Raw genomic sequence first — 22,166 nt, 5'->3', positions numbered from 1 at the left:
CGATTAAGCGGAGGGTTTTGTCCCGTTGACGTTTGTTGAGGCCTAAGTTGGTGGTGATTGCAAAAAAACAAATGGGCGCCCGCTACTGCTTTAGTCGACTGCTCATTCTGTTTGCTGTGTGCATGCCGCTACTTGCCGATTCAATTGTTAGTCAGGGACATCTCGATGAATTGCAACGCCGCTACGGCGAGGCGGCCTATCAGCGCGGCCGGCAGTTACAATTAATCTTGGTTGAAATTGCCAGTTTAAGCGAGCATGAAAAGCTGGTTAGAGTGAATGACTTCTTTAATCAGTTTACTTATGTAGATGATCTAGAGAATTGGCAAGAACGTGACTACTGGGCAACGCCAGAAGAGTTTATAGGTCGCATGCGGGGCGACTGTGAAGATTACGTTATTGCCAAATATTTCGCCTTACGCGAAGTGGGAGTGCCAGAAAGTAAATTGTTTTTAACCTATGTTAAAGCCACTGAGCTAAATGTTGCCCATATGGTACTTACCTATTTTGAAAAGCCACAGAGTATTCCCCTCGTCTTAGATAATTACGATTTACGTGTGCTGCCCGCTTCCGAGCGCAAAGACCTGTTGCCGGTATACAGCTTTAATGCGCGCACCTTTTTTTTGACCGATACCACAGCCGGTGTCGGTACTCGCGTGCCGACCGATAAAATAAAAAATAGTAAATGGAAGGCGCTGTTGAACACTCTTCGGGAAGGTGAAAAATGACCTTGTTTAGGCAAATCGCCATATTGGTGGCCATTGGTTTTGCCTTGTTGCTTGGGCTTATCAGTGTTGATAGCTTGCGGCAGTCTACTAATTTACTGCGCGGGCAGCTGCAGTCAACAGTTCAAGACACTGCTACGGTGTTGGCGATTTCAATGTCGACCACGGGCAGTGGCGAAGACGTGGCGGCAATTGAGACCTTGTTTAATGCGGTATTTGACAGCGGTTATTACAGCGATATTAAGTTGGTTTCGTCTGACGACGGTCGCGTGATTTTTGAAAAGCGCCGGCCACTAGCGGCGAGCGGTGTCCCCGGTTGGTTTGTTGATGCGGTACATCTTGAACCTGAGACCGGTCGTGCAGATGTAATGAAAGGCTGGGTTCCCATTGCACAGTTAGAAATAAGTCTGCATCCGGGCTTTGCCTACGCCGGTTTGTATAAGCGGCTAGTGTCAACCACACAATGGTTTGTTCTAATTTTCGTTGCCGTATTGATATTGTTATGGCTAGTTCTGGATTTTTTGCTTAAGCCATTAAAGGCAGTGTATCGCCAGGCGATTGATATTCAGGAAAACCGCTACACCGAGCAGGAGAGCTTGCCGAGAACGCTCGAGCTGCGCAGAGTTGTGCAAACGATGAATCGACTATCGCGCAATGTTAAAGAGATATTTGAGGAGCAGGAGCATGCGGTGGCGCGCTATCAGAGTCTGCTCTATCAGGACGAGCTAACAGGACTGCGCAATCGTCGCTTTTTGATGACCGAGCTCAATGCGATTTTCTCGGGCAGTGCCAACTTTCATGGCGTGATGGCCATGATTAAAATTAATGGCCTAGAGACCTTGCGCGAGCAGTCGGGGTATCAGCATGCCGATGAACTTGTGCAGCAATTTGCCAGCTGCTTAAAAGATGCTTTGGCACAAAACTCCCATTATAACTATGCGCGAATTAGTGAGGATGAGTTTGCCCTAATTATTCAGGCTGATCGCGAGCTCGCCACGGCGGTGATTGAACGCTTGTTTTCGCGTTTTCAATCGCAATGCAGCATTGAGCAGGGGCTCGTTTCATTGAATGCTGGTGTTGCTGAGTTGAGTAGCGCAGATGCTGCAACGGAACTGCTGTCGGAATTAGATTTGTCCTTGAGTCAGGCGCAGTCTATTGGTGCTTATCAGTTGTGTTTTCCAGGCGAGCAGAGCTTATCGCTGCCCCAGGGTAAGCTTCAGTGGCGCAGTTGGTTTCAGCGGGCGTTGGACGACAATAAATTCTATCTTGTGTCGCAGTTGGTTTATGATAAATACGGTGCGGTTATTCACCGCGAGATTTTTGTGCGTGTAGACGACGAAGATGGACGGGAAGTTCCCGCCGGTATTTTTATGCCGATGGCCTTGTCGCTGGGCTTTGGTATGGCCATTTATCGCAAGGTCAATGAGTTGCTGCCGGTGGTAAATGACAGTAAATATATTGTGCCCTTTGCAGTGAATTTTTCTGATTTGTTTATTAGTGGCGCGCATGCCTTTGAGGAGCTAAATCAGATGCTGGCGCTGTTTCAAAAATCGCCGGGCACATTGTGCGTTGAAGTGAGTCACGAGGCCGTTAGAAGTCACCCGCAGCGCTGTCAGCAACTTGCCGATGCGGTAAAGCGCTATGGTCACGCCTTTGGCGTTGATCATTTGGATCTAAATATTCCGATGCACAGCTTGCAGACGATTAATCCCGAGTATGTGAAAATTTCCGCGCAGGTGCTTGATGACCTCGGCGCAGAGAATAATGCCAGCGGTTATCAGGCGCTGCGTAATGTGGTGAGAACCTTAGATATTCAATTGATAGCGGTTGGCGTAGATCAGCAGCCACTTCGCGATCGTTTGCTGGCGATGGGCGTTGATGGTATGCAGGGCAATTATCTGGGTAGGCCAGAGAGAATCATATGACAGAAGTAGAGCACGTTTACGATCCACTGCTGGGTTGTCTTGTGGTTTTTTCCAAGCTTTATAATCGGCCGGTAACGGTCGATGCGCTGATTTCTGGTTTGCCCGTTGCGCCTGGTGCGCGGGGACCAGAGATGTTTTCGCTCGAGCGATCTAAGGGGATGTTTCAGCGAGTAGCGGCGCGCGCGGGCTTTGCCTCTAGGTTGATTAAGCGCGACTTGGAAGAAATTTCAGGGCTGTTGCTACCGTGTATTCTGGTGTTGAAAAATCGCGATGCGGTAATCTTGGAGAAGGTTGATCGCCAGAATGGCAGGGCGCAGGTGATTTTTCCCGATGTTGCCGATGGCGCTGAGTGGATAGATTTTGCCAAGCTTAATGAGTCCTATACTGGTTTTGCTTTCCTTCTTAAAGTCGAGTTTAAACAAGAGTCGGCTGGCCGGAAAACCCTAAATCTTCGTAAGGGCCACTGGTTTTGGGACACTCTTAAACTATCGAAAGAAGCTTTTGTTAGTGTGATTGTGGCGTCGATTTTAATTAATTTCTTTGTGATCGCCACACCACTATTCACCATGAATGTCTACGACAGGGTAGTGCCCAATGCCGCCATAGAAACCCTCTGGGTGTTGGCGATTGGGGTCTTGTTGGTTTATGGCTTTGACATGGCGTTGCGCTTCCTGCGTACCTATTTTCTTGAAGTGTCGGGTAAGAAAAGCGACGTTATTATGTCGTCCATCATCTTTGAGCAGGTGATGAATTTAAAGATGTCGGAATGGCCGCGCAGCGTGGGCGCCTTCGCTAATAATTTACGTGAATTTGAAAGTATTCGTAGCTTTTTTACCGCCTCGACCCTCAGTACCTTGGTTGATTTGCCCTTTTCGATACTGTTACTTATTTTGGTTGCGTATATCGGTGGGCCATTGGTTGTCGTGCCGGTGGTGATAACAATTTTACTGCTGCTCTATAGTTATCTGATTACTAAGCCTCTACGTGAGAGTATTGAGGCAACCTTTGAAGCCTCGGCGAACAAAAATGCGCATTTGATCGAAAGCTTGCATTCGATTCAAACGATTAAAGCACTGGGTGCTTCTAGTCACTCGCAGTGGGTTTGGGAGGAGTCCTCAGGGGCGATTGCTCACAAGTCGATGCGCAGCCGCTTGCTGTCAAACTCCATCGCGGTGATTTCTCAGTTTTTAATGCAGTTGAATACGGTATGTCTCATCATTTTTGGTGTTTATCAGATTAGTGATCAGTTGCTCTCTTTGGGCGGTTTGATCGCGGTGGTGATGCTGTCTTCTCGCGCTGTTGCCCCAGTGGGTCAGGTGGCTACCTTGATATCCCAGTACCAACAGACCAAGACGGCGTTTGACTCTTTAGACAATATTATGAACTTGCCGGTTGAGCGTCCAGAAAATAAGCAATATGTTCGCCGCCCGAGTTTTGACGGTCATATTGAATTTAAAAAAGTCGCGTTTAGCTACCCCGAAGCGCAGCAGGCTTCGCTTACGGATATTTCTTTTAATATTACTCCCGGCGAGCATGTGGGCATTATCGGCAAGGTTGGTTCGGGAAAAAGCAGTCTGGCTAAGCTGATACTTGGTCTTTACGAGCCGAGCTCGGGCTCAATTTCGGTGGATGATATTAATAGTAAGCAAATTGATCCCGCCGATCTTCGTCAGCATATTAGCTACCTCTCGCAGGAAGTTGGCCTGATGCGAGGGACTATTCGCGACAATATGATTTATCGCGATCCCCAGGTTCACGACGAGCGATTGTTAGACGTGGCGGCCTTGTGTGGCGTCGATCAATTTGTTAATCAGCTGCCTTCTGGGTTTGATACTCAGGTGGGTGAGCAGGGTGCGTGCTTGTCTGGTGGTCAGCGCCAATCTATTGCTTTGGGGCGGGCTTTGCTGCGCAATGAATCTATTGTGATTTTAGATGAGCCCACTAGCAATATGGATAATTCTACCGAGTTTAGAATTAAGCGCCGCTTGTTTGATTACACGCGAGATAAAACCTTGATTGTGATTACCCACAAAACCTCCATGCTCGATTTGGTCGAGCGCCTTATTGTAGTTGAGAATGGCCGTATTTTAATGGACGGGCCCAAGGCGCAAGTCGTCGAAAAGCTGAAGCAACTTGGGAAGTAGATAGCGCTGATGAAGACAGAGATAAAGACTCACAAGGACATAGATGAAGCTGACTTGGCGTATATGCGCAGCTTGTCGGCGGCTGTTGTACAGCGCTCCCCCGGCTATCTTATGGCCGTGCTTTTTGTGTTGGCGGCGCTATTCTTAGCGATAGTGCTGTGGATGGCGTGGGCGCATGTGGATGTGGTAGTGCGCGGCGCGGGCAAGGTTATACCCGCGGGTCAAGTGCAGCAGGTGCAGAGCCTTGAGGGCGGTGTTGTTACCGAAATTTTGGTGCGTGAAGGGGATTTAGTCGAACCGAAGCAGGCGCTGTTAAAGTTGAGCGAAGTGGCGTTTTCGAGTTCTTTTGAAGAGAATCAGCTTAAATATTACGAGTTACAAGCGCGAAGTATTCGTTTGCGTGCCGAAGCCTACAATGAAAATTTCGATGTTGCTCCGGAAATCACTCAAACTATTCCGGAGTTAGTGCGCTCGGAGCGCAGCTTATACGACAGTAATCAGCAGCAGCTGCAAGATACGCTTAGCATTTATCGTCAGCAGCTTGCGCAGCAAGAAAATGGACTTGAAGAGGGGCACGCGAAGCAGCGCCAGTTGCGTAAGAGCTTAAAGTTGGTTCGGGAAGAGATTAGTATCAAGCGGCCCTTAGTGAGAGAGCGCATTATCAGCGAGATTGATTTTCTTCAGCTGCGCCAGCGTGAGGCGGAAATTGAGGGTGAGTTAGAAACGGTAACGATCACCATACCGCGTTTAGAGTCCTCTATAGAGGAAGCTCGCCGCAAGCTGAGTCAAATCGAGCTAGATTTTCGCAATGAAGCCAAGCGCGAGCTAAATGAAGTATTGGCGGAGATGTCGCGCTTTGAGCAAACGCAAGCGGCGCTAGAGGATCGGGTAAGTCGCACCACGCTGCGCTCACCGGTGCGAGGAGTGGTTAAGCGTTTATATGCCAACTCTATTGGCGGAGTGGTTAAGGCTAGTGATAATGTGTTAGAAATAGTTCCCTTGGGAGACGAGCCGCTGGTTGAGATGCGCATAAAACCCGCTGATATTGCTTTAATTCAGATCGGCCAGCCTGCGCGCTTAAAGTTTTCGGCCTATGACTTTGCGATAAGCGGCAGCTTGGGTGGTAGCGTTATCTATGTGAGCGCCGATACGACAACGACCGACGAGGGCGAAAGCTTCTATATTGTGCGGGTGCAGCCAGAGCACTCTTATTTGGGTAAGGATGTTGAGCGCCTGCCGATTAAGGTTGGTATGACCAGCGAAGCAGATATTGTCACTGGAAAAAAAACTGTGCTTGAATATTTGTTAAAACCTATAAATCGTGGTCTGCAAAAAGCGATGACAGAGAATTAAATGACGATATATGTGTGTTCTAGGTCTTCTGCGTTTGCCCGGCATATTAGTAATGCTTTGGGCGAAAGTGGCGCTATTCGCCAGTTTTCATCGGTGAATTTGCTGCCGCCCGCAGAGCTGGGCGATGTGTATATATTGCACCTGTCTTCATTAGCTGAGCAGGAGGTGAGCGCTTTTACCGCGGCTAAATTGGCGGTAGTGGCGGTGGCGGATGACGCGCCGGCGGTTTCTGGTTTGTTGGCAGCCAGTGAAAACGGCGCTAAGGCCTATTTTAATAGCTATATGGCGCCCCAGCATTACGCTCAGTTGCTGCGTTTGTTGGAGGCGGGTGGTAGCTGGTTTCCACCCGCCTTGCTCGGCGAGGTGTTTGCACTGGCTCGCGCGGGCGATACTCAATCTCGAGAGTCTGCGGCCGAGCTAGAAAAGCTGACTCCGCGTGAGCGTGAGCTGGCAGAGTTTGTTGCCGACGGTCGCTCTAACAAGGATATAGCACTTGAGTGCAATATCTCTGAGCGCACTGTGAAAGCGCATCTCACGAGTATTTATGAAAAGCTCGGTATCAGCGACCGCAAAGGCCTGATGATTCTGCTCAGCCATCGCCCAGCACTTACGCCTCACTAAATAGCCCAGTTTTACTTGACTGGTCGCCTATTATTCCTCTTTCGTCTTCATGGTCGGGCGGTCAGCCCGATTGCTTATATTGTACCTAGGTACAATGCGTTCAGTTGCTTGCGCTGCTAGTCTTGGTAAATCTAAAAAGAGGTTTAATCATGGCTGCCAAGCAAATAGGTTTTATCGCCGAGATCGTCGGTTCTGCAACAGTACGTAGCGCCGAAGGCATAGTCCGTGTCGTCAATGTTGGAGATGGTCTCCGCGAAGGCGATTTATTGATGACGGGGCTTAATTCGACGGTATTGGTGACATTCTATGATGGGCATCAGCTACAGGTTGAAGCTGATGCCAGAATTCTGATGGATGAAACCTTGGCCTATGATGGCGAAGGCTATGGCGACTTGGATGTGGACCAAATTGCCGCCCTTCAACAGGCTATTTTGGATGGGCTTGATCTCTCTGAGTTAGAACCCACGGCAGCAGGTGTTCAGGATGTTGGTGTTGGCGACGGGCTTGGCGCCTCTTCGGAATTTCAGCGGGATGGGCGCGAGGGGATTGTTGACACCAGATTGACGCCTATTTCTGGTGATAGCGATACTGACGAACTCGATTTTCAAGGGCTGGGTGGCAGTTCGCGTAATAGCTCGCAATCGGATCAGGCCAAAACAAGTATTAGCCTCAACGAAGTTGCTGTGGACGGCGTTGTTAATGCAGCCGAATTGGGCAGTGCGCTTGTTATTAGTGGCGCTATATCTGGTGAGTTTGCTGAGGACCGCAGCATCACAATCAATATTGGTGGCAAGGATTACGACGCTATCATTAATGCCGATGATAGTAGCTTTAGCGTCACTGTTCCTGCTGCGGATGTAAGTGAGCTCACGGGCGGTACTGTAACTGCAACGCTGATTAGTACTGACGATGCTGGTAATAGCCTTGTGGTCGATACCAGTCGTCCATTTACAGTCGATAAGAGCAGCGCAGCTTCAATCTCTGTCGATAACATCACGGCAGATGATATTGTTAATGCCGTTGAGGCAGGCGGCAATGTAGATGTGAGCGGCAGTGTTGGCCTTGATGCAGGTCCTGGCGATACTGTTAGCATGACCATTAATGGCCGAGCGTATAGTGGTGTTGTGCAAGCTGGCAATACCTACAGTATTCCGGTGGCAGGCTCTGACCTCGTAGCTGATACCCGTTTTGAGGCGACTGTTACAGGTGCCGATAGCGCAGGCAATCCGTTTACTGCGACCACCATCTCTACCCACACGGTAGACACCTCTAGTACGGCCACCATTACAGTTGATAATATCACCGCAGACGACATTGTTAATGCGGCTGAAGCCGGCGGGAATGTTAATGTCACTGGTAGCGTTGGCCCAGATGCCGGCCCTGGTGATACGGTAAGCTTGACTGTCAATGGCACTGAATATAGCGGTGTTGTTCAGGCTGATAATACTTACAGCATTCCGGTGGCGGGTTCTGATCTTGCGGCTGATGCCAGCTTTGAGACGACCGTTACAGGTACGGATGAAGCGGGTAACCCGTTTACGATTATCGCCACATCAACACATACCGTGGACACAGAAAGCGCAGCGACAATTGCTGTTGATAGCGTTACCGCGGATGACATTGTTAATGCGGCGGAAGCCGGCGGCACAATCAATGTTACTGGTTTGGTTGGCGGTGACGCCAAGGTCGGCGACACCGTTAGTTTCACTATTAATGGCACCACCTACACCGGCGTTGTTCAAACAGATAATACCTTCAGTGTTGCGGTAGCTGGATCAGATCTAGCGGCCCAAACTAACTTCGTCGCCACGGTTACGGGTAGCGATAGCGCGGGTAATCCGTTCACGGCGACAACGCTCGCTAGCTACACCGTTGATACTACCGCAACAGCCACAGTGACTGTCGATAGCATTACTGCCGACGACGTTGTAAGTGCGGCGGAAGCCGGTGGCATCGTTAATGTGACGGGATCGGTTGGCGGCGATGCCTCTGTCGGCGACACGGTTAGTTTCACTGTTAATGGCACCGCCTACACCGGCACTGTTCAAACCGGTAATGTTTTTAGCGTCGCAGTGGCTGGGTCTGACTTGGCGGCGGACACGAGCTTCGATGTCACTGTTGTGGGCACCGATGATATTGGCAATTCCTTCATCGCCACGACCACGTCTACTTACACTGTTGATACTGAGGCGGCGGCCGCAGTGACGGTCGATAGCATCACTGCTGATGACGTTATCAATGCGGTAGAAGCCGGCGGCACTGTTAATGTCACCGGCTCCGTTGGCGGCGATGCTACAGTGGGCGCCGCGGTTAGCGTTACTATCAATGGCACGGTTTATAGCGGCACAGTACAAGCTGGCAATATCTTTAGTATTGCAGTGGCAGGGTCTGATTTAGCGGCCGACACCAGCGTTGATGTCACGGTGGCCGGCAGCGATAGTGCTGGTAATCCCTACACGGCGACAAGCACGTCTATTTACACGGTTGATACCGATGCTGCGGCCGCTATTACTGTTGACAGCATTACCGCCGATGACGTTATTAATGCGGCGGAAGCCGGTAGCACAATTAACGTTACTGGTTCCGTGGGTGGCGATGCGGCGGAAGGCGCGACCGTTAGTTTTACAATTAATGGCAGGGCTTATACCGGCACAGTGCAAGCCGGAAATACTTTTAGCGTTGCGGTGGCGGGCGCAGATTTAGCGGCGGGCAGCAGCTTTGATGCTACGGTAACGGGCAGCGATAGCGCCGGTAATCCCTTCACGGCCACGACCACATCTACTTACACGGTCGATACCACCGCAACAGCGAGTATTACCGTAGATAGCATCACTCCTGATGACGTGTTAAGCGCTGCTGAAGCTGGCGGCACAATTAATGTCACTGGTTCAGTTGGCGGCGATGCGGCAGTCGGTGCCACGGTGAGTTTCGCGATTAATGGCACGGTTTACACCGGAACTGTTCAAGCCGGTAACACCTTTAGTGTTGCGGTAGCGGGCTCAGATTTAGCGGCGGCCACTAGTTTTGATGCCACGGTGACGGGCAGCGATAGCGCTGGCAATCTTTTTACAGCGACGACAACATCGAGCTATACCGTCGATACCACTGCAACAGCCACTGTCATTGTCGATAGCATCACTGCCGATGACGTAATTAGTGCGGCTGAAGCAGGCGGCACAATTAATGTGACTGGTTCGGTTGGTGGCGATGCCACGGTTGGCTCCACAGTGAGTTTTACCATCAATGGCACGGTTTATAGCGGTACTGTTCAAGCCGGAAATGTCTTTAGCGTTGCTGTGGCGGGTTCTGACCTGGCCGCTGATACGAGTTTCGACGTCACGGTCACTGGCAGCGATGGCGCAGGTAATCCGTTTACGGCAACAACCACGTCTAGCTACACCGTGGATACCACCGCGGCGGCGAGTATTATTGTCGACAGCATCACGCCAGACGATGTGGTGAGTGCGGCAGAAGCTGGTGGTAATGTCATTGTTACTGGCTCAGTTGGCGGTGACGCCACGGCTGGCGCCACAGTTAATTTCACCATTAACGGTAGCGATTACAGTGCGACCGTGCAGCCGGGTAATACCTTTAGCGTTGCCGTAGCGGGATCGGATCTAGTTGCCGATACCAGTTTTGTTGTCAGTGTTACCGGCAGTGATGGCGCGGGTAATCCCTTTACCGCTAGCACCACGTCGACGCATATCGTTGATACCAGTGCCGCGGCAAGTGTTGCTCTGAATACAATCGCGACGGACGACATTGTCAATGCAGTGGAGTCGGCAAGTGATCTAGTGATTACAGGCTTGGTAAGTGGTGACGCGGCGGCCGGTGACACTGTTATGGTAAGTGTCGGCGGCAAAGATTATCTCGCAACGGTTAATGCCGATAACGCGAGCTTCGCAGTTGCGATCCCTGCCGCGGATGTTGCAGCACTGACGGGCGGCAATGTGACTGCGACCCTGTCTGGCACAGATGACGCAGGTAATAGTTTTACTGCTAGCAGCAGTCGTCCATTTACAGTTGATACCACAACGACGGCGTCTATTAGCGTCGACAATATTACCAGCGATGACGTGGTGAGCGCCGCCGAGGCGGCTACAAATATAAATGTAACAGGTTCTGTTAGCGGTGATGCAACGGTCGGCGACACGGTCAGTTTTACTGTTAATGGCACTGATTACAGTGGTGTCGTGCAAGCAGATAATACCTTCAGTATTCCGGTTGCGGGCGCAGATCTCGCCGCAGACACTAGTTTTGAGCTTACCGTTACTGGCAGTGATTCGGCTGGTAATTCGTTTACCGCTACCGCGGCATCCACACATACCGTAGATAGCTCTGCTGCAGCGACGATTACGGTAAATAGCATTACCGCTGATGACATTGTCAGTGCCGCCGAAGTTGGCGCAAGCATCAATGTAACAGGCGCAGTCAGTGGTGATGCTGCTGTCGGCGACACGGTTAGCTTTACCGTTAACGGCAACGATTACAGCGGAACGGTTCAGGCCGATAACACCTACAGTATTGCTGTGTCAGGGGTTGATCTGGCTGCTGATACTTCCTTCGATATCGTGGTGACGGGTTCTGATAACGCGAGCAATCCCTTTACGGCAAGCATCACGTCAACGCATACCGTTGATACCACCGCAGCCGCTACCATTGCCGTCGATAATATTACCTCTGATGACGTGCTGAATGCGGCGGAAGCTGGCGGGAATATCAATGTTACGGGTTCCGTGGGTGGTGATGCGGCAGAAGGCGATACCGTGACTGTCACCATCAATGGCAACAGCTACAGCGCAACTGTTCAGGCAGATAACTCTTTTGGTATTGTCGTTGCTGGCGCAGACTTGGCCGCGGATACGAGCTTTGATGCCACGGTAGTAGGTAACGACGCCGCGGGTAATCCGTTTACGGCAACGACCACGTCTAACTACATCGTGGATACCACCGCGGCAGCGAACATTATTGTCGACAGCATCACCGCCGACAATGTTGTGAACGCAGCTGAAGCTGGCACTACGGTTAATGTAACCGGTTCTGTTGGGGGCGATGCTACTGTTGGCGACACAGTTAGCTTTACGATCAATGGCACTAACTACAGCGGTATTGTTCAAGCAGGCAACACCTTTGGTGTTGCGGTAGCGGGATCTGATTTAGCTGCTGACACCTCGTTTGAAGCGACGGTCATCGGCACTGATAATGCCGGAAACCCTTTCACGGCCAGTACCACATCTACGTTCACCGTTGATACCGCTGCGGCGGGCACTATCACTGTCGACAGCATTACCGCCGATGACGTTGTTAGCGCGGCGGAAGCTGGTGGCACTATCAATGTGACCGGTTCGGTTGGCGGTGACGCCGCCGTTGGTGATACGGTTAGTTTCACGATTAATGGCACTGCCTACAGCGGCACCGTGCAAGCCGGCAATACCTATAGCGTAGCGGTGGCTGGGGCTGATCTGGCAGCTGCTACCTCGTTCGACGCGACGGTTGCCGGTACAGATACCGCCGGCAATCCGTTTACGGCAACGACCATATCTACCTATACAGTTGATACAACAGCGGCAGTCAGTGTGACTGTCGACAGCATCACTGCCGATGACATCGTTAGCGCGGCGGAAGCTGGCGGCACAATTAACGTAACTGGTTCGGTTGGCGGCGATGCAGCCATTGGCGACATAGTTAGTTTTACCATTAATGGCACGGATTATAGCGGCACCGTGCAAGCCGGTAATACCTTTAGTATTGCGGTGGCTGGGTCTGATCTCGCCGCTCAAACCGCCTTTGATGCGACGGTTGTAGGTACAGATAACGCCGGCAATCCGTTTACGGCAACGACGACATCTACCTACACGGTTGATACTGCTGCGGCAGCGTCTATTACTGTTAACAGCATTACCGCTGATGACATTATTAGTGCGGCGGAAGCCGGCGGCGCCATCAGTGTGACTGGATCAGTTGGTGGCGACGCGGCTGTTGGCGACACAGTTAGCTTTACTATTAATGGCACTGCCTACAGCGGCACCGTGCAAGCCGGCAATATCTTTAATATTACGGTGGCTGGGTCTGATCTAGCTGCGGACACCTCTTTTGATGCAACAGTTGTTGGTTTGGATAACGCGGGCAATCCGTTTACGGCAACAACGACATCTACCCACACCGTTGATACTGCTGCGGCAGCGACAATTACTGTTGACAGTATTACCGCTGATGACGTTGTTAACGCTGTAGAGGCCGGTGGCACGATCGATGTGACCGGTTCGGTTGGCGGTGACGCGGCGGTTGGCGACACCATTAGCTTTACGATTAATGGCACAAATTACAGCGGCACCGTTCAAGCCGGTAATACCTTTAGTATTGCTGTAGCGGGGTCGGATCTGGCAGCAGATACGGCATTTGACGCAACGGTTGCAGGTACGGATAACGCCGGCAATCCGTTTACGGCAACGACGACGTCTACCTACACCGTTGATACCAGCGCAGCAGCAACAATTACAGTGGATAGCATTACTGCTGATGACGTGGTTAACGCTGTAGAGGCGGGTGGCGCAATCAATGTTACTGGTTCTGTTGGTGGCGACGCTGCGGCAGGCGACACAGTTAGCATTACGGTTAACGGCACTGATTACAGTGGCACCGTACAAGCGGGTAACACCTATAGCATTGCGGTTGCCGGGGCGGATCTTGCTGCGGACAACAGTTTCGATGCGATCGTGACGGGGACCGACAGTGCAGGTAATCCCTTCACTGCCAGCACGACCTCAACGCACGGGATCGATACGGCTAGTTCAGCAACCATCGTCGTTGATAACATCACCGCCGATGATGTGGTCAACGCGGCTGAAGCGGGTGGCGCAATCGATGTGACTGGTTCGGTTGGTGGTGACGCGGCGATTGGTGACATCGTTAATTTTACAGTCAATGGCACTGATTACAGTGGCACAGTGCAGGCCGGTAATACCTTTAGTATAGCTGTGGCAGGGTCGGATTTAGCCGCCGACACGTCTTTCGACGTGACGGTGGCAGGGACCGACAGCGCCGGCAATCCGTTTACGGCAAGTACCACATCGACTCATGCAGTTGACACCTCTGCGGCAGCGACAATTGCGGTCGATAGTATCACTGCTGATGACGTTGTTAGTGCTGCTGAGGCCGGCGGCACAATCGATGTGACCGGCTCGGTTGCTGGCGACGCCGCCGTTGGCGACACCGTTAGTTTGACGATAAATGGCAACGACTACAGCGGCATTGTGCAAGCCGATAATACCTTCAGCATCGCGGTTGCCGGCGCAGACTTAGCGGCGGATACCAGTTTCGATGCTACGGTGACCGGCACCGACGGCGCAGGCAATCCATTTACAGCGACGACGACTTCAATTCACAGTGTTGATACTAGTGCCGCAGCGACGATTAATGTCGATAGCATTACGCCTGATGACGTACTGAATGCGGCGGAAGCCGGCGGTACTGTTAACGTTACTGGTTCGGTGGGTGGCGATGCAGCAGTTGGTGATACGGTCAGCTTTACCATTAATGGCACTAACTACAGCGGTACAGTTCAAGCCGGCAATACCTTTAGCGTTGCGGTTGCTGGCGCTGATTTAGCGGCAGGTACGTCTTTCGACGCCACAGTCGTGGGTGCGGATAATGCCGGTAATCCGTTTACGGCAACAACAACCTCTACCTATCTTGTTGATACTACTGCAGCGGCGACCATCACCGTTGATGATATTACTGCTGATGACGTGGTTAACGCCGCGGAATCTGGCGCAACGATTAACGTTACGGGTAGCGTCGGCGGCGATGCGGCGGTTGGCGATACAGTTAGCTTTACGGTAAATGGCACCGTTTACACTGGTACTGTTCAGGCAGGTAATACCTATAGCGTTGCGGTGGCAGGATCGGATTTGGCCGCCGACACGTCTTTCGACGTGACGGTGACGGGCACCGACAGCGCCGGCAATCCGTTTACCGCAAGCACCACATCGACTCACGCAGTTGATACCTCTGCGGCAGCAACAATTGCCGTCGATAGCATTACCGCCGATGACGTAGTGAATGCGGCTGAGGCTGGCGGAACAATTGACGTTACTGGTGTGGTTACTGGCGACGCAGCAGCTGATGATACCGTTAGCGTTACGATTAATGGCAACACCTACAGCGGCACCGTTCAGGCTGATAATAGCTTTACGATTGCCGTTGCCGGCGCAGACTTAGCAGCCGACACGAGCCTCGAGGCTACGGTGACTGGCACCGACGATGCGGGCAATTCCTTCACTGCGACGACCACTTCAACTCACACAGTAGATACGGCCAGTACTGCGAGTATCAGCGTCGATGACATTACCGCCGATGATGTAGTTAACGCCGCGGAAGCTGGCGCAACAATTAACGTTACGGGTAGCGTCGGCGGCGACGCCACTGTTGGCGATACCGTTAGCTTTACCGTTAATGGCACTAATTACAGCGGGACTGTACTGGCGGGGAACACCTACAGTATTGCGGTGTCGGGAGCCGACTTAGCCGCTGACAATAGCTTTGATGTCACCGTGACGGGTAGCGACAACGCCGGCAATCCATTTACTGCGATCACTACTTCTAGCCACGCGGTAGACACGACGGCAGCGGCGACAATATCCGTGGACAGCATCACCGCCGATGATGTCATTAACGCTGCTGAAGCTGGTGCAACGATCAATATTACCGGTTCTGTTAGCGGCGATGCCGCGCCAGGCGACGCAGTGAGTTTCACTGTCAATGGCACTGATTACAGTGGCACGGTACTAGCGGATAATAGCTTTAGCATTGCGGTGTCAGGTGTTGATCTGGCGGCAGATACCAGCTTCGATGCTACTGTTACTGGCACAGATGGCGCGGGTAATCCCTTCACTGCCAGCACGACCTCAACACACAGCGTCGACATCACAAGCTCGGCGGCCATTGTCGTCGATAGCATCACCGCCGATGACGTAGTCAATGCGGCGGAAGCAGGCGGCATAATTAATGTCACGGGCTCGGTAAGTGGCGATGCTACCGTTGGTGATACCGTCAGCTTTTCCATTAACGGCACAGATTACAGCGGAACTGTGCAAGCGGGCAGTGTCTTTAGCATTGCGGTAGCGGGCACAGATTTAGCGGCCGATACTAGCTTCGATGCCACGGTTGTCGGCACAGATAACGCGGGTAATCCGTTTACGGCGACGACCACCTCAACGCATATTTCGGATGCGTCGGCAGCAGCGACAATCACTGTCGACAGCATCACCGCCGATGATGTGCTTAGCGCGGCAGAAGCGGGCGGCACAATCAATGTCACTGGTTCCGTTGGTGGAGATGCGGCGCCTGGTGATAGCGTTAGTTTCACCGTCAATGGCACGGACTACAGTGGTATTGTTCAAGCAGGCAATACCTATAGCATCGCGGTGGCGGGATCGGATCTGGCCGCCGACACCAGCTTCGATGTCTCAGTATCGGGTAGCGACGGATCGGGTAATCCCTTCACTGCCACAAGCACATCAACACACACGGTTGATGCCACCGCGACCGCAACGATTATTGTCGATAGCATCACGCCGGATGATGTTGTTAACGCTGCGGAAGCCGGAGCCACAATTCATGTCACTGGCTCGGTCGGTGGCGATGCCACTGTTGGCGACACCGTTAGTTTTACTGTTAATGGCACGGATTACAGTGGCACTGTCCAAGCAGGTAATACCTATAGTATCGCGGTAGCAGGTAGTGATTTGCTGGCCGATACCAGCTTTGATGCCACTGTTGTCGGCACCGATAATGCAGGGAATCCGTTTACCGCAAGCACCACCTCAACGCACAGTGTGGATATTAGTTCTGCCGCAAGTGTTGCACTGGATGCGATTGCCACAGACGACATTATTAACGCGGTCGAGGCAGGCGCAGATCTTACAATTAGCGGTACGGTTGGCGGCGACGCTGTTAGCGGCGACAGCGTCGTGGTTAGCATTGGTGGCAATGATTATGCGGCGACCGTCAATGCAGACAACATCACTTTCAGCGTTACTGTTCCTGCTACGGATGTGGCGGCGCTAACGGCAGGTAATGTTACTGCGACCCTCACCGGCAGCGATGATGCCGGTAATCCATTTACCGCAACCAGCAGTCGGCCCTTCACGGTTGATACCGCTGCGACGGCCACGATTTCAGTTGATAATATTACTGCCGATGACGTGGTTAGCGCGGCGGAAGCCGGTGGCACCATCAATGTGACGGGCTCGGTTGGCGGTGACGCCGGCATTGGCGACACGGTTAGTTTTACTATTAATGGCACGGATTACAGTGGCGCCGTGCAAGCGGGTAATACCTTTAGTATTGCCGTAGCTGGATCTGATCTTGCTGCCGATACCTCGTTCGACGCAAGTGTTGCTGGTAGCGATGACGCCGGGAATCCGTTTACGGCGACAACAACGTCAACTCACACGGTGGATAACGTTGCCGGTGCAACAATTGTTGTTGATGACATCACTGCCGACGACGTTTTAAATGCAGCTGAAGCCGGCGCAACGATAAATGTGACGGGTACAGTCGGTGGTGACGCGGCGCCAGGCGACACAGTAAGCTTTACCATCAATGGCACGCCATACAGCGGTACTGTCTTGGCGGGCAACACCTACAGCATTGCCGTTGATGGCGCCGACTTGGCCGCCGATACCAGCTTCGATGCGACCGTGACGGGCACTGACGCCGCGGGTAATCCGTTTACGGCAACGACGACTTCAACGCATACCGTCGATACGTCTGCTGCGGCAACGATCACCGTTAATGACATCACCGCTGACGATGTAGTGAACGCTGCTGAAGCAGGAACAAGCATCAACGTCACCGGTACTGTCGGTGGCGATGCCGCGCCTGGCGATACCGTGAGCTTCACCATTAACGGCACGCCATACAGCGGTATCGTCTTGGCGGGCAACACCTACAGCATTGCTGTTAATGGCGCCGATTTGGCCGCCGATACCAGCTTCGATGCCACAGTAACGGGCACTGATGCAGCGGGTAATAGCTTCACCGCAACGACCACCTCAAACTACACCGTAGACACTACTGCGGCGGCGACCATTATCGTGGATAGCATTACTGCTGATGACGTGGTTAATGCGGCAGAGGCCGGTGGCACGATCAACGTGACAGGCTCGGTCGGTGGCGACGCCGCCCCAGGCGACACGGTTAGCTTCACGATTAATGGCGGCGATTACAGCGGCATCGTTCAGCCCGGCAACACCTACAGTATTGCGGTAGCTGGCAGCGATTTAGCAGCGGATACCAGCTTCGATGCCACGGTAGTGGGCACAGATAACGCCGGGAATCCGTTTACGGCAAGCACCACTTCCACACATATTTTTGACGCGACAGCGGCCGCGACAATCACCGTCGATAGTATCACCGCCGATGACGTGGTTAGCGCGGCGGAAGCGGGCGGTACAATTAACGTGACGGGTTCGGTCGGCGGTGACGCGGCCCCGGGTGACACGGTTAGCTTTACCGTTAACGGCAATGATTACAGCGGTATCGTACAAAGCGGTAATACCTACAGTATTGCCGTCGCGGGTGCAGATTTGGCAGCCGATACCAGCTTTGATGCAAGTGTAACTGGCAGCGATGATGCCGGTAATCCTTTTACTGCAACGACTACCTCAACGCATATTTCTGATGTCACTGCGTCGGCGACCATTGCCGTCGACAGTATTACCGCTGACGACGTTGTTAGCGCGGCGGAAGCTGGCAGCACAATCAATGTGACTGGCTCAGTGGGCGGCGATGCAGCGCCTGGTGATGCGGTAAGTTTTACCATCAATGGCACTAACTACAGCGGTACGGTCCAAGCCGGCAATACCTTTAGTATTGCGGTAGCGGGCACGGATTTAGCGGCTGACACCAGTTTTGATGCCACGGTTACAGGCGCCGATAATGCCGGCAACCCGTTTACGGCAAGCAGTACCTCAACGCACAGCGTTGATACCAGTGCGGCGGCAACTATTGCGCTGGCAGCAATTGCGGCCGACGACATTATTAATGCCGCGGAAGCGGGCACTGATCTTATTATTTCTGGCACGGTTGGTGGCGATGCCGCTAGCGGTGACAGTGTTATTGTTAGTATTGGTGGCAAGGATTACGCGGCCACCGTCAATGCAGACAACACCAGTTTCAGCGTTACTGTTCCCGCTGCAGATGTGGCGGCCCTTAGTGCTGGTAGTGCCACTGCAGTCGTGACCGGTAGCGATGACGCCGGTAATAGCTTCACTGCAAACGACAGCCGTCCATTCACTGTTGATACTATTGCGACGGCGACCATCACCGTCGATAACATTACTGCCGATGATGTCGTGAATGCAGTAGAGGCCGGTGGGAGCATTGATGTCACTGGTACTGTTGGTGGTGATGCCGCGGTCGGCGATACGGTTAGCTTTACCATTAATGGCACGCCATACAGCGGCACCGTTCAGGCGGGCAATACCTTTACGATTGCAGTTGCTGGCGCCGACTTAGCGGCCGACACCAGCTTTGCTGCGACTGTGACTGGCTCTGACGCAGCGGGTAACGCCTTCACTGCTACCACCACTTCAACCCACACGGTTGATGCTGCAGCGACCGCAACGATCACGGTCAACGACATCACGCCTGACGATGTAGTGAACGCCGCTGAAGCGGGTACTTCGATTGATGTAACGGGCACCGTTGGCGGCGACGCAGCCCCGGGTGATACCGTTAGCTTCACCATCAACGGTACGCCTTACAGCGGCACCGTGCTGGCGGGCAACACCTACAGTATTGCAGTCGCCGGTTCAGACTTAGCGGCCGACACCAGTTTCGATGTAAGCGTTACTGGCACCGACGCAGCGGGTAATCCGTTCACGGCTACGACCTCCTCAAGCCACACGGTTGATACCTCTGCAGCGGCGACCGTCACGGTCGATAACATCACCTCTGATGACGTGGTTAACGCGGCTGAAGCCGGCGCGAACATTAATGTTACAGGTACGGTTGGCGGCGATGCTAGCGCGGGCGACACCGTTAGCTTTACGGTTAATGGCACACCTTATAGTGGCATCGTGCTCGCTGGAAACACATACAGTATTGCGGTCGCGGGCGCCGATCTTGCTGCTGATACGTCCTTCGACGTCACTGTTACGGGCACGGACGGTGCGGGCAACCCTTTCACTGCAACGGCCACATCAACCCACACCGTAGATACCGCTAGTGCAGCGACGATCACCGTCGACAGCATCACGGCCGATGACGTGGTTAACGCGGTGGAAGCGGGCACCACAATTAATATTACTGGTTCGGTCGGCGGCGATGCGGCTCCAGGCGACACCGTTAGCTTCACCATCAACGGCACGCGGTACAGCGGTACAGTGTTGGCTGGCAACACCTTTAGCATTCCGGTAGCGGGTAGCGATCTTGCGGCGCAAACTAGCTTCGACGCCACCGTTGCGGGCAGCGACGCCGCGGGTAATTCCTTTATTGCTACAACAACGTCAACGCATTCAGTAGATACGAGCGCAGCAGCAACTATCAGCGTAGACGCGATCACCCCAGATGACATCGTTAACGCAGCGGAAGCGGGAACAACCATCAACGTCACCGGTTCAGTTGGCGGCGACGCCGCGCCTGGCGACACAGTTAGCTTCACCATTAACGGCACGCCTTACAGTGGCACCGTGCTGGCTGGCAACACCTACAGCATTGCGGTTGATGGCGCCGACTTAGCGGCAGACACCAGCTTCGATGCCACCGTAACGGGTACAGACGCGGCAGGTAATCCGTTCACCGCAATCACCACTTCAACCCACACCGTTGATACGGCAGCGAGTGCAACAATCGCGGTCAACGACATCACTGCTGACGACATCGTGAACGCGGCTGAAGCCGGAACAAGCATCAACGTCACCGGTACTGTGGGTGGCGACGCTGCCCCTGGCGATATCGTGAGCTTCACCATCAACGGCACGCCATACAGCGGTACTGTACTGGCGGGCAACACCTACAGCATTGCGGTTGATGGCGCCGATTTGGCGGCCGATACCAGCTTCGCTGCGACAGTGACAGGCACTGACGCAGCGGGTAATCCGTTCACGGCAACCACCACTTCAACGCATACCGTTGATACGACGGCGAGTGCAACAATCACCGTCAACGACATCACGCCTGACGACATTGTGAACGCGGCCGAAGCCGGAACAAGCATCAACGTCACCGGTACAGTGGGTGGCGATGCAACAGTGGGCGACACTGTTAGCTTCACCATTAACGGCACGCCTTACAGCGGCACCGTCTTGGCGGGCAACACTTACAGCATTGCGGTTGATGGCGCTGACTTGGCCGCCGACACCAGCTTCGATGCGACGGTTGCGGGAACCGATGCCGCGGGAAATCCGTTTACCGCGACAACCACCTCAACCCACACGGTTGATACCTCTGCTACGGCAACAATCACCGTTAACGACATCACGCCTGATGACATTGTTAACGCAGCCGAAGCTGGAAGCACGATTGATGTAACAGGTACTGTCGGCGGTGACGCCGCCCCTGGCGATACCGTTAGCTTTACGATTAACGGTACGTCTTACAGCGGTACTGTGCTGGCAGGTAACACCTATAGCATTGCGGTTGACGGCGCCGACTTGGCGGCGAATACCAGCTTCGATGCAACAGTGACTGGCACTGATGAAGCGGGCAATCCGTTCACGGCAACCACCACTTCAACGCACACCGTTGATACGATGGCGAGCGCAACAATCACGGTCAACGACATTACGCCTGATGACATCGTTAACGCGGCCGAAGCAGGAGGCACGATTGATGTGACAGGTACCGTCGGTGGCGACGCCGCCCCTGGCGACACGGTTAGCTTTACGATTAACGGAACGCCTTACAGCGGCACTGTGCTGGCGGGCAACACTTACAGCATTGCGGTTGCGGGCAGCGATCTAGCAGCACAAACCAGTTTCGATGCCACGGTAACGGGAACCGATGCAGCGGGCAATCCGTTCACGGCAACCACGACCTCAACGCATACCGTTGATACGTCTGCTGCGGCAACGATCACGGTCAACGACATCACACCTGACGACATTGTTAACGCTGCTGAAGCTGGAACAAGCATCAATGTCACCGGTTCGGTCGGCGGCGACGCCGCGCCTGGCGACACTGTTAGCTTCACCATCAACGGCACGCCTTACAGCGGCACCGTGCTGGCGGGCAACACCTACAGCATTGCAGTTGATGGCGCAGACTTGGCGGCCGACACCAGCTTCGATGCGACTGTGACTGGCACTGACGCGACAGGTAATCCATTTACCGCAACCACGACTTCAACCCACACAGTTGATACGACGGCGAGCGCAACGATCACTGTTAACGAC

General features: G+C 53.2%; 6 protein-coding genes. All 6 read left to right on the top strand.

Features of this window, described 5'->3' with window-relative positions; all coding sequences use genetic code 11:
* Positions 1-53: 53 nt before the first annotated feature.
* Complete coding sequence (locus tag AB4876_RS02750; protein ID WP_368380120.1) at positions 54-725, top strand: transglutaminase-like cysteine peptidase; 672 nt, start codon at positions 54-56, stop codon at positions 723-725.
* Positions 722-2,647, top strand: a complete 1,926-nt coding sequence (locus AB4876_RS02745) for a bifunctional diguanylate cyclase/phosphodiesterase (protein WP_368380119.1) — start codon at positions 722-724, stop codon at positions 2,645-2,647. Before AB4876_RS02750 ends, AB4876_RS02745 begins: the two co-directional genes overlap by 4 nt.
* Positions 2,644-4,791 (top strand): type I secretion system permease/ATPase, encoded by a 2,148-nt coding sequence (locus tag AB4876_RS02740; protein WP_368380118.1) that lies wholly within the window; start codon positions 2,644-2,646, stop codon positions 4,789-4,791. The genes AB4876_RS02745 and AB4876_RS02740 overlap by 4 nt, the downstream gene beginning before the upstream one ends.
* Positions 4,792-4,800: 9 nt before the next feature.
* The gene (locus tag AB4876_RS02735) at positions 4,801-6,144 is read left to right on the top strand and encodes an HlyD family type I secretion periplasmic adaptor subunit (RefSeq protein ID WP_368380117.1); all 1,344 of its coding nucleotides are present in this window, start codon (positions 4,801-4,803) and stop codon (positions 6,142-6,144) included.
* Positions 6,145-6,765 carry a LuxR C-terminal-related transcriptional regulator gene (locus AB4876_RS02730; RefSeq protein WP_368380116.1) on the top strand — a complete coding sequence of 207 codons (621 nt, stop codon included), beginning with the start codon at positions 6,145-6,147 and terminating at the stop codon, positions 6,763-6,765.
* 149 nt (positions 6,766-6,914) lie between these two features.
* The coding region (locus AB4876_RS02725) for an Ig-like domain-containing protein (RefSeq protein ID WP_368380115.1) at positions 6,915-22,166 on the top strand (15,252 nt) is incomplete at its 3' end.

Source organism: Zhongshania guokunii (assembly GCF_040892635.1).
Lineage (GTDB): Bacteria > Pseudomonadota > Gammaproteobacteria > Pseudomonadales > Spongiibacteraceae > Spongiibacter > Spongiibacter guokunii.
This window is presented reverse-complemented; position numbering and strand designations above follow the sequence as displayed.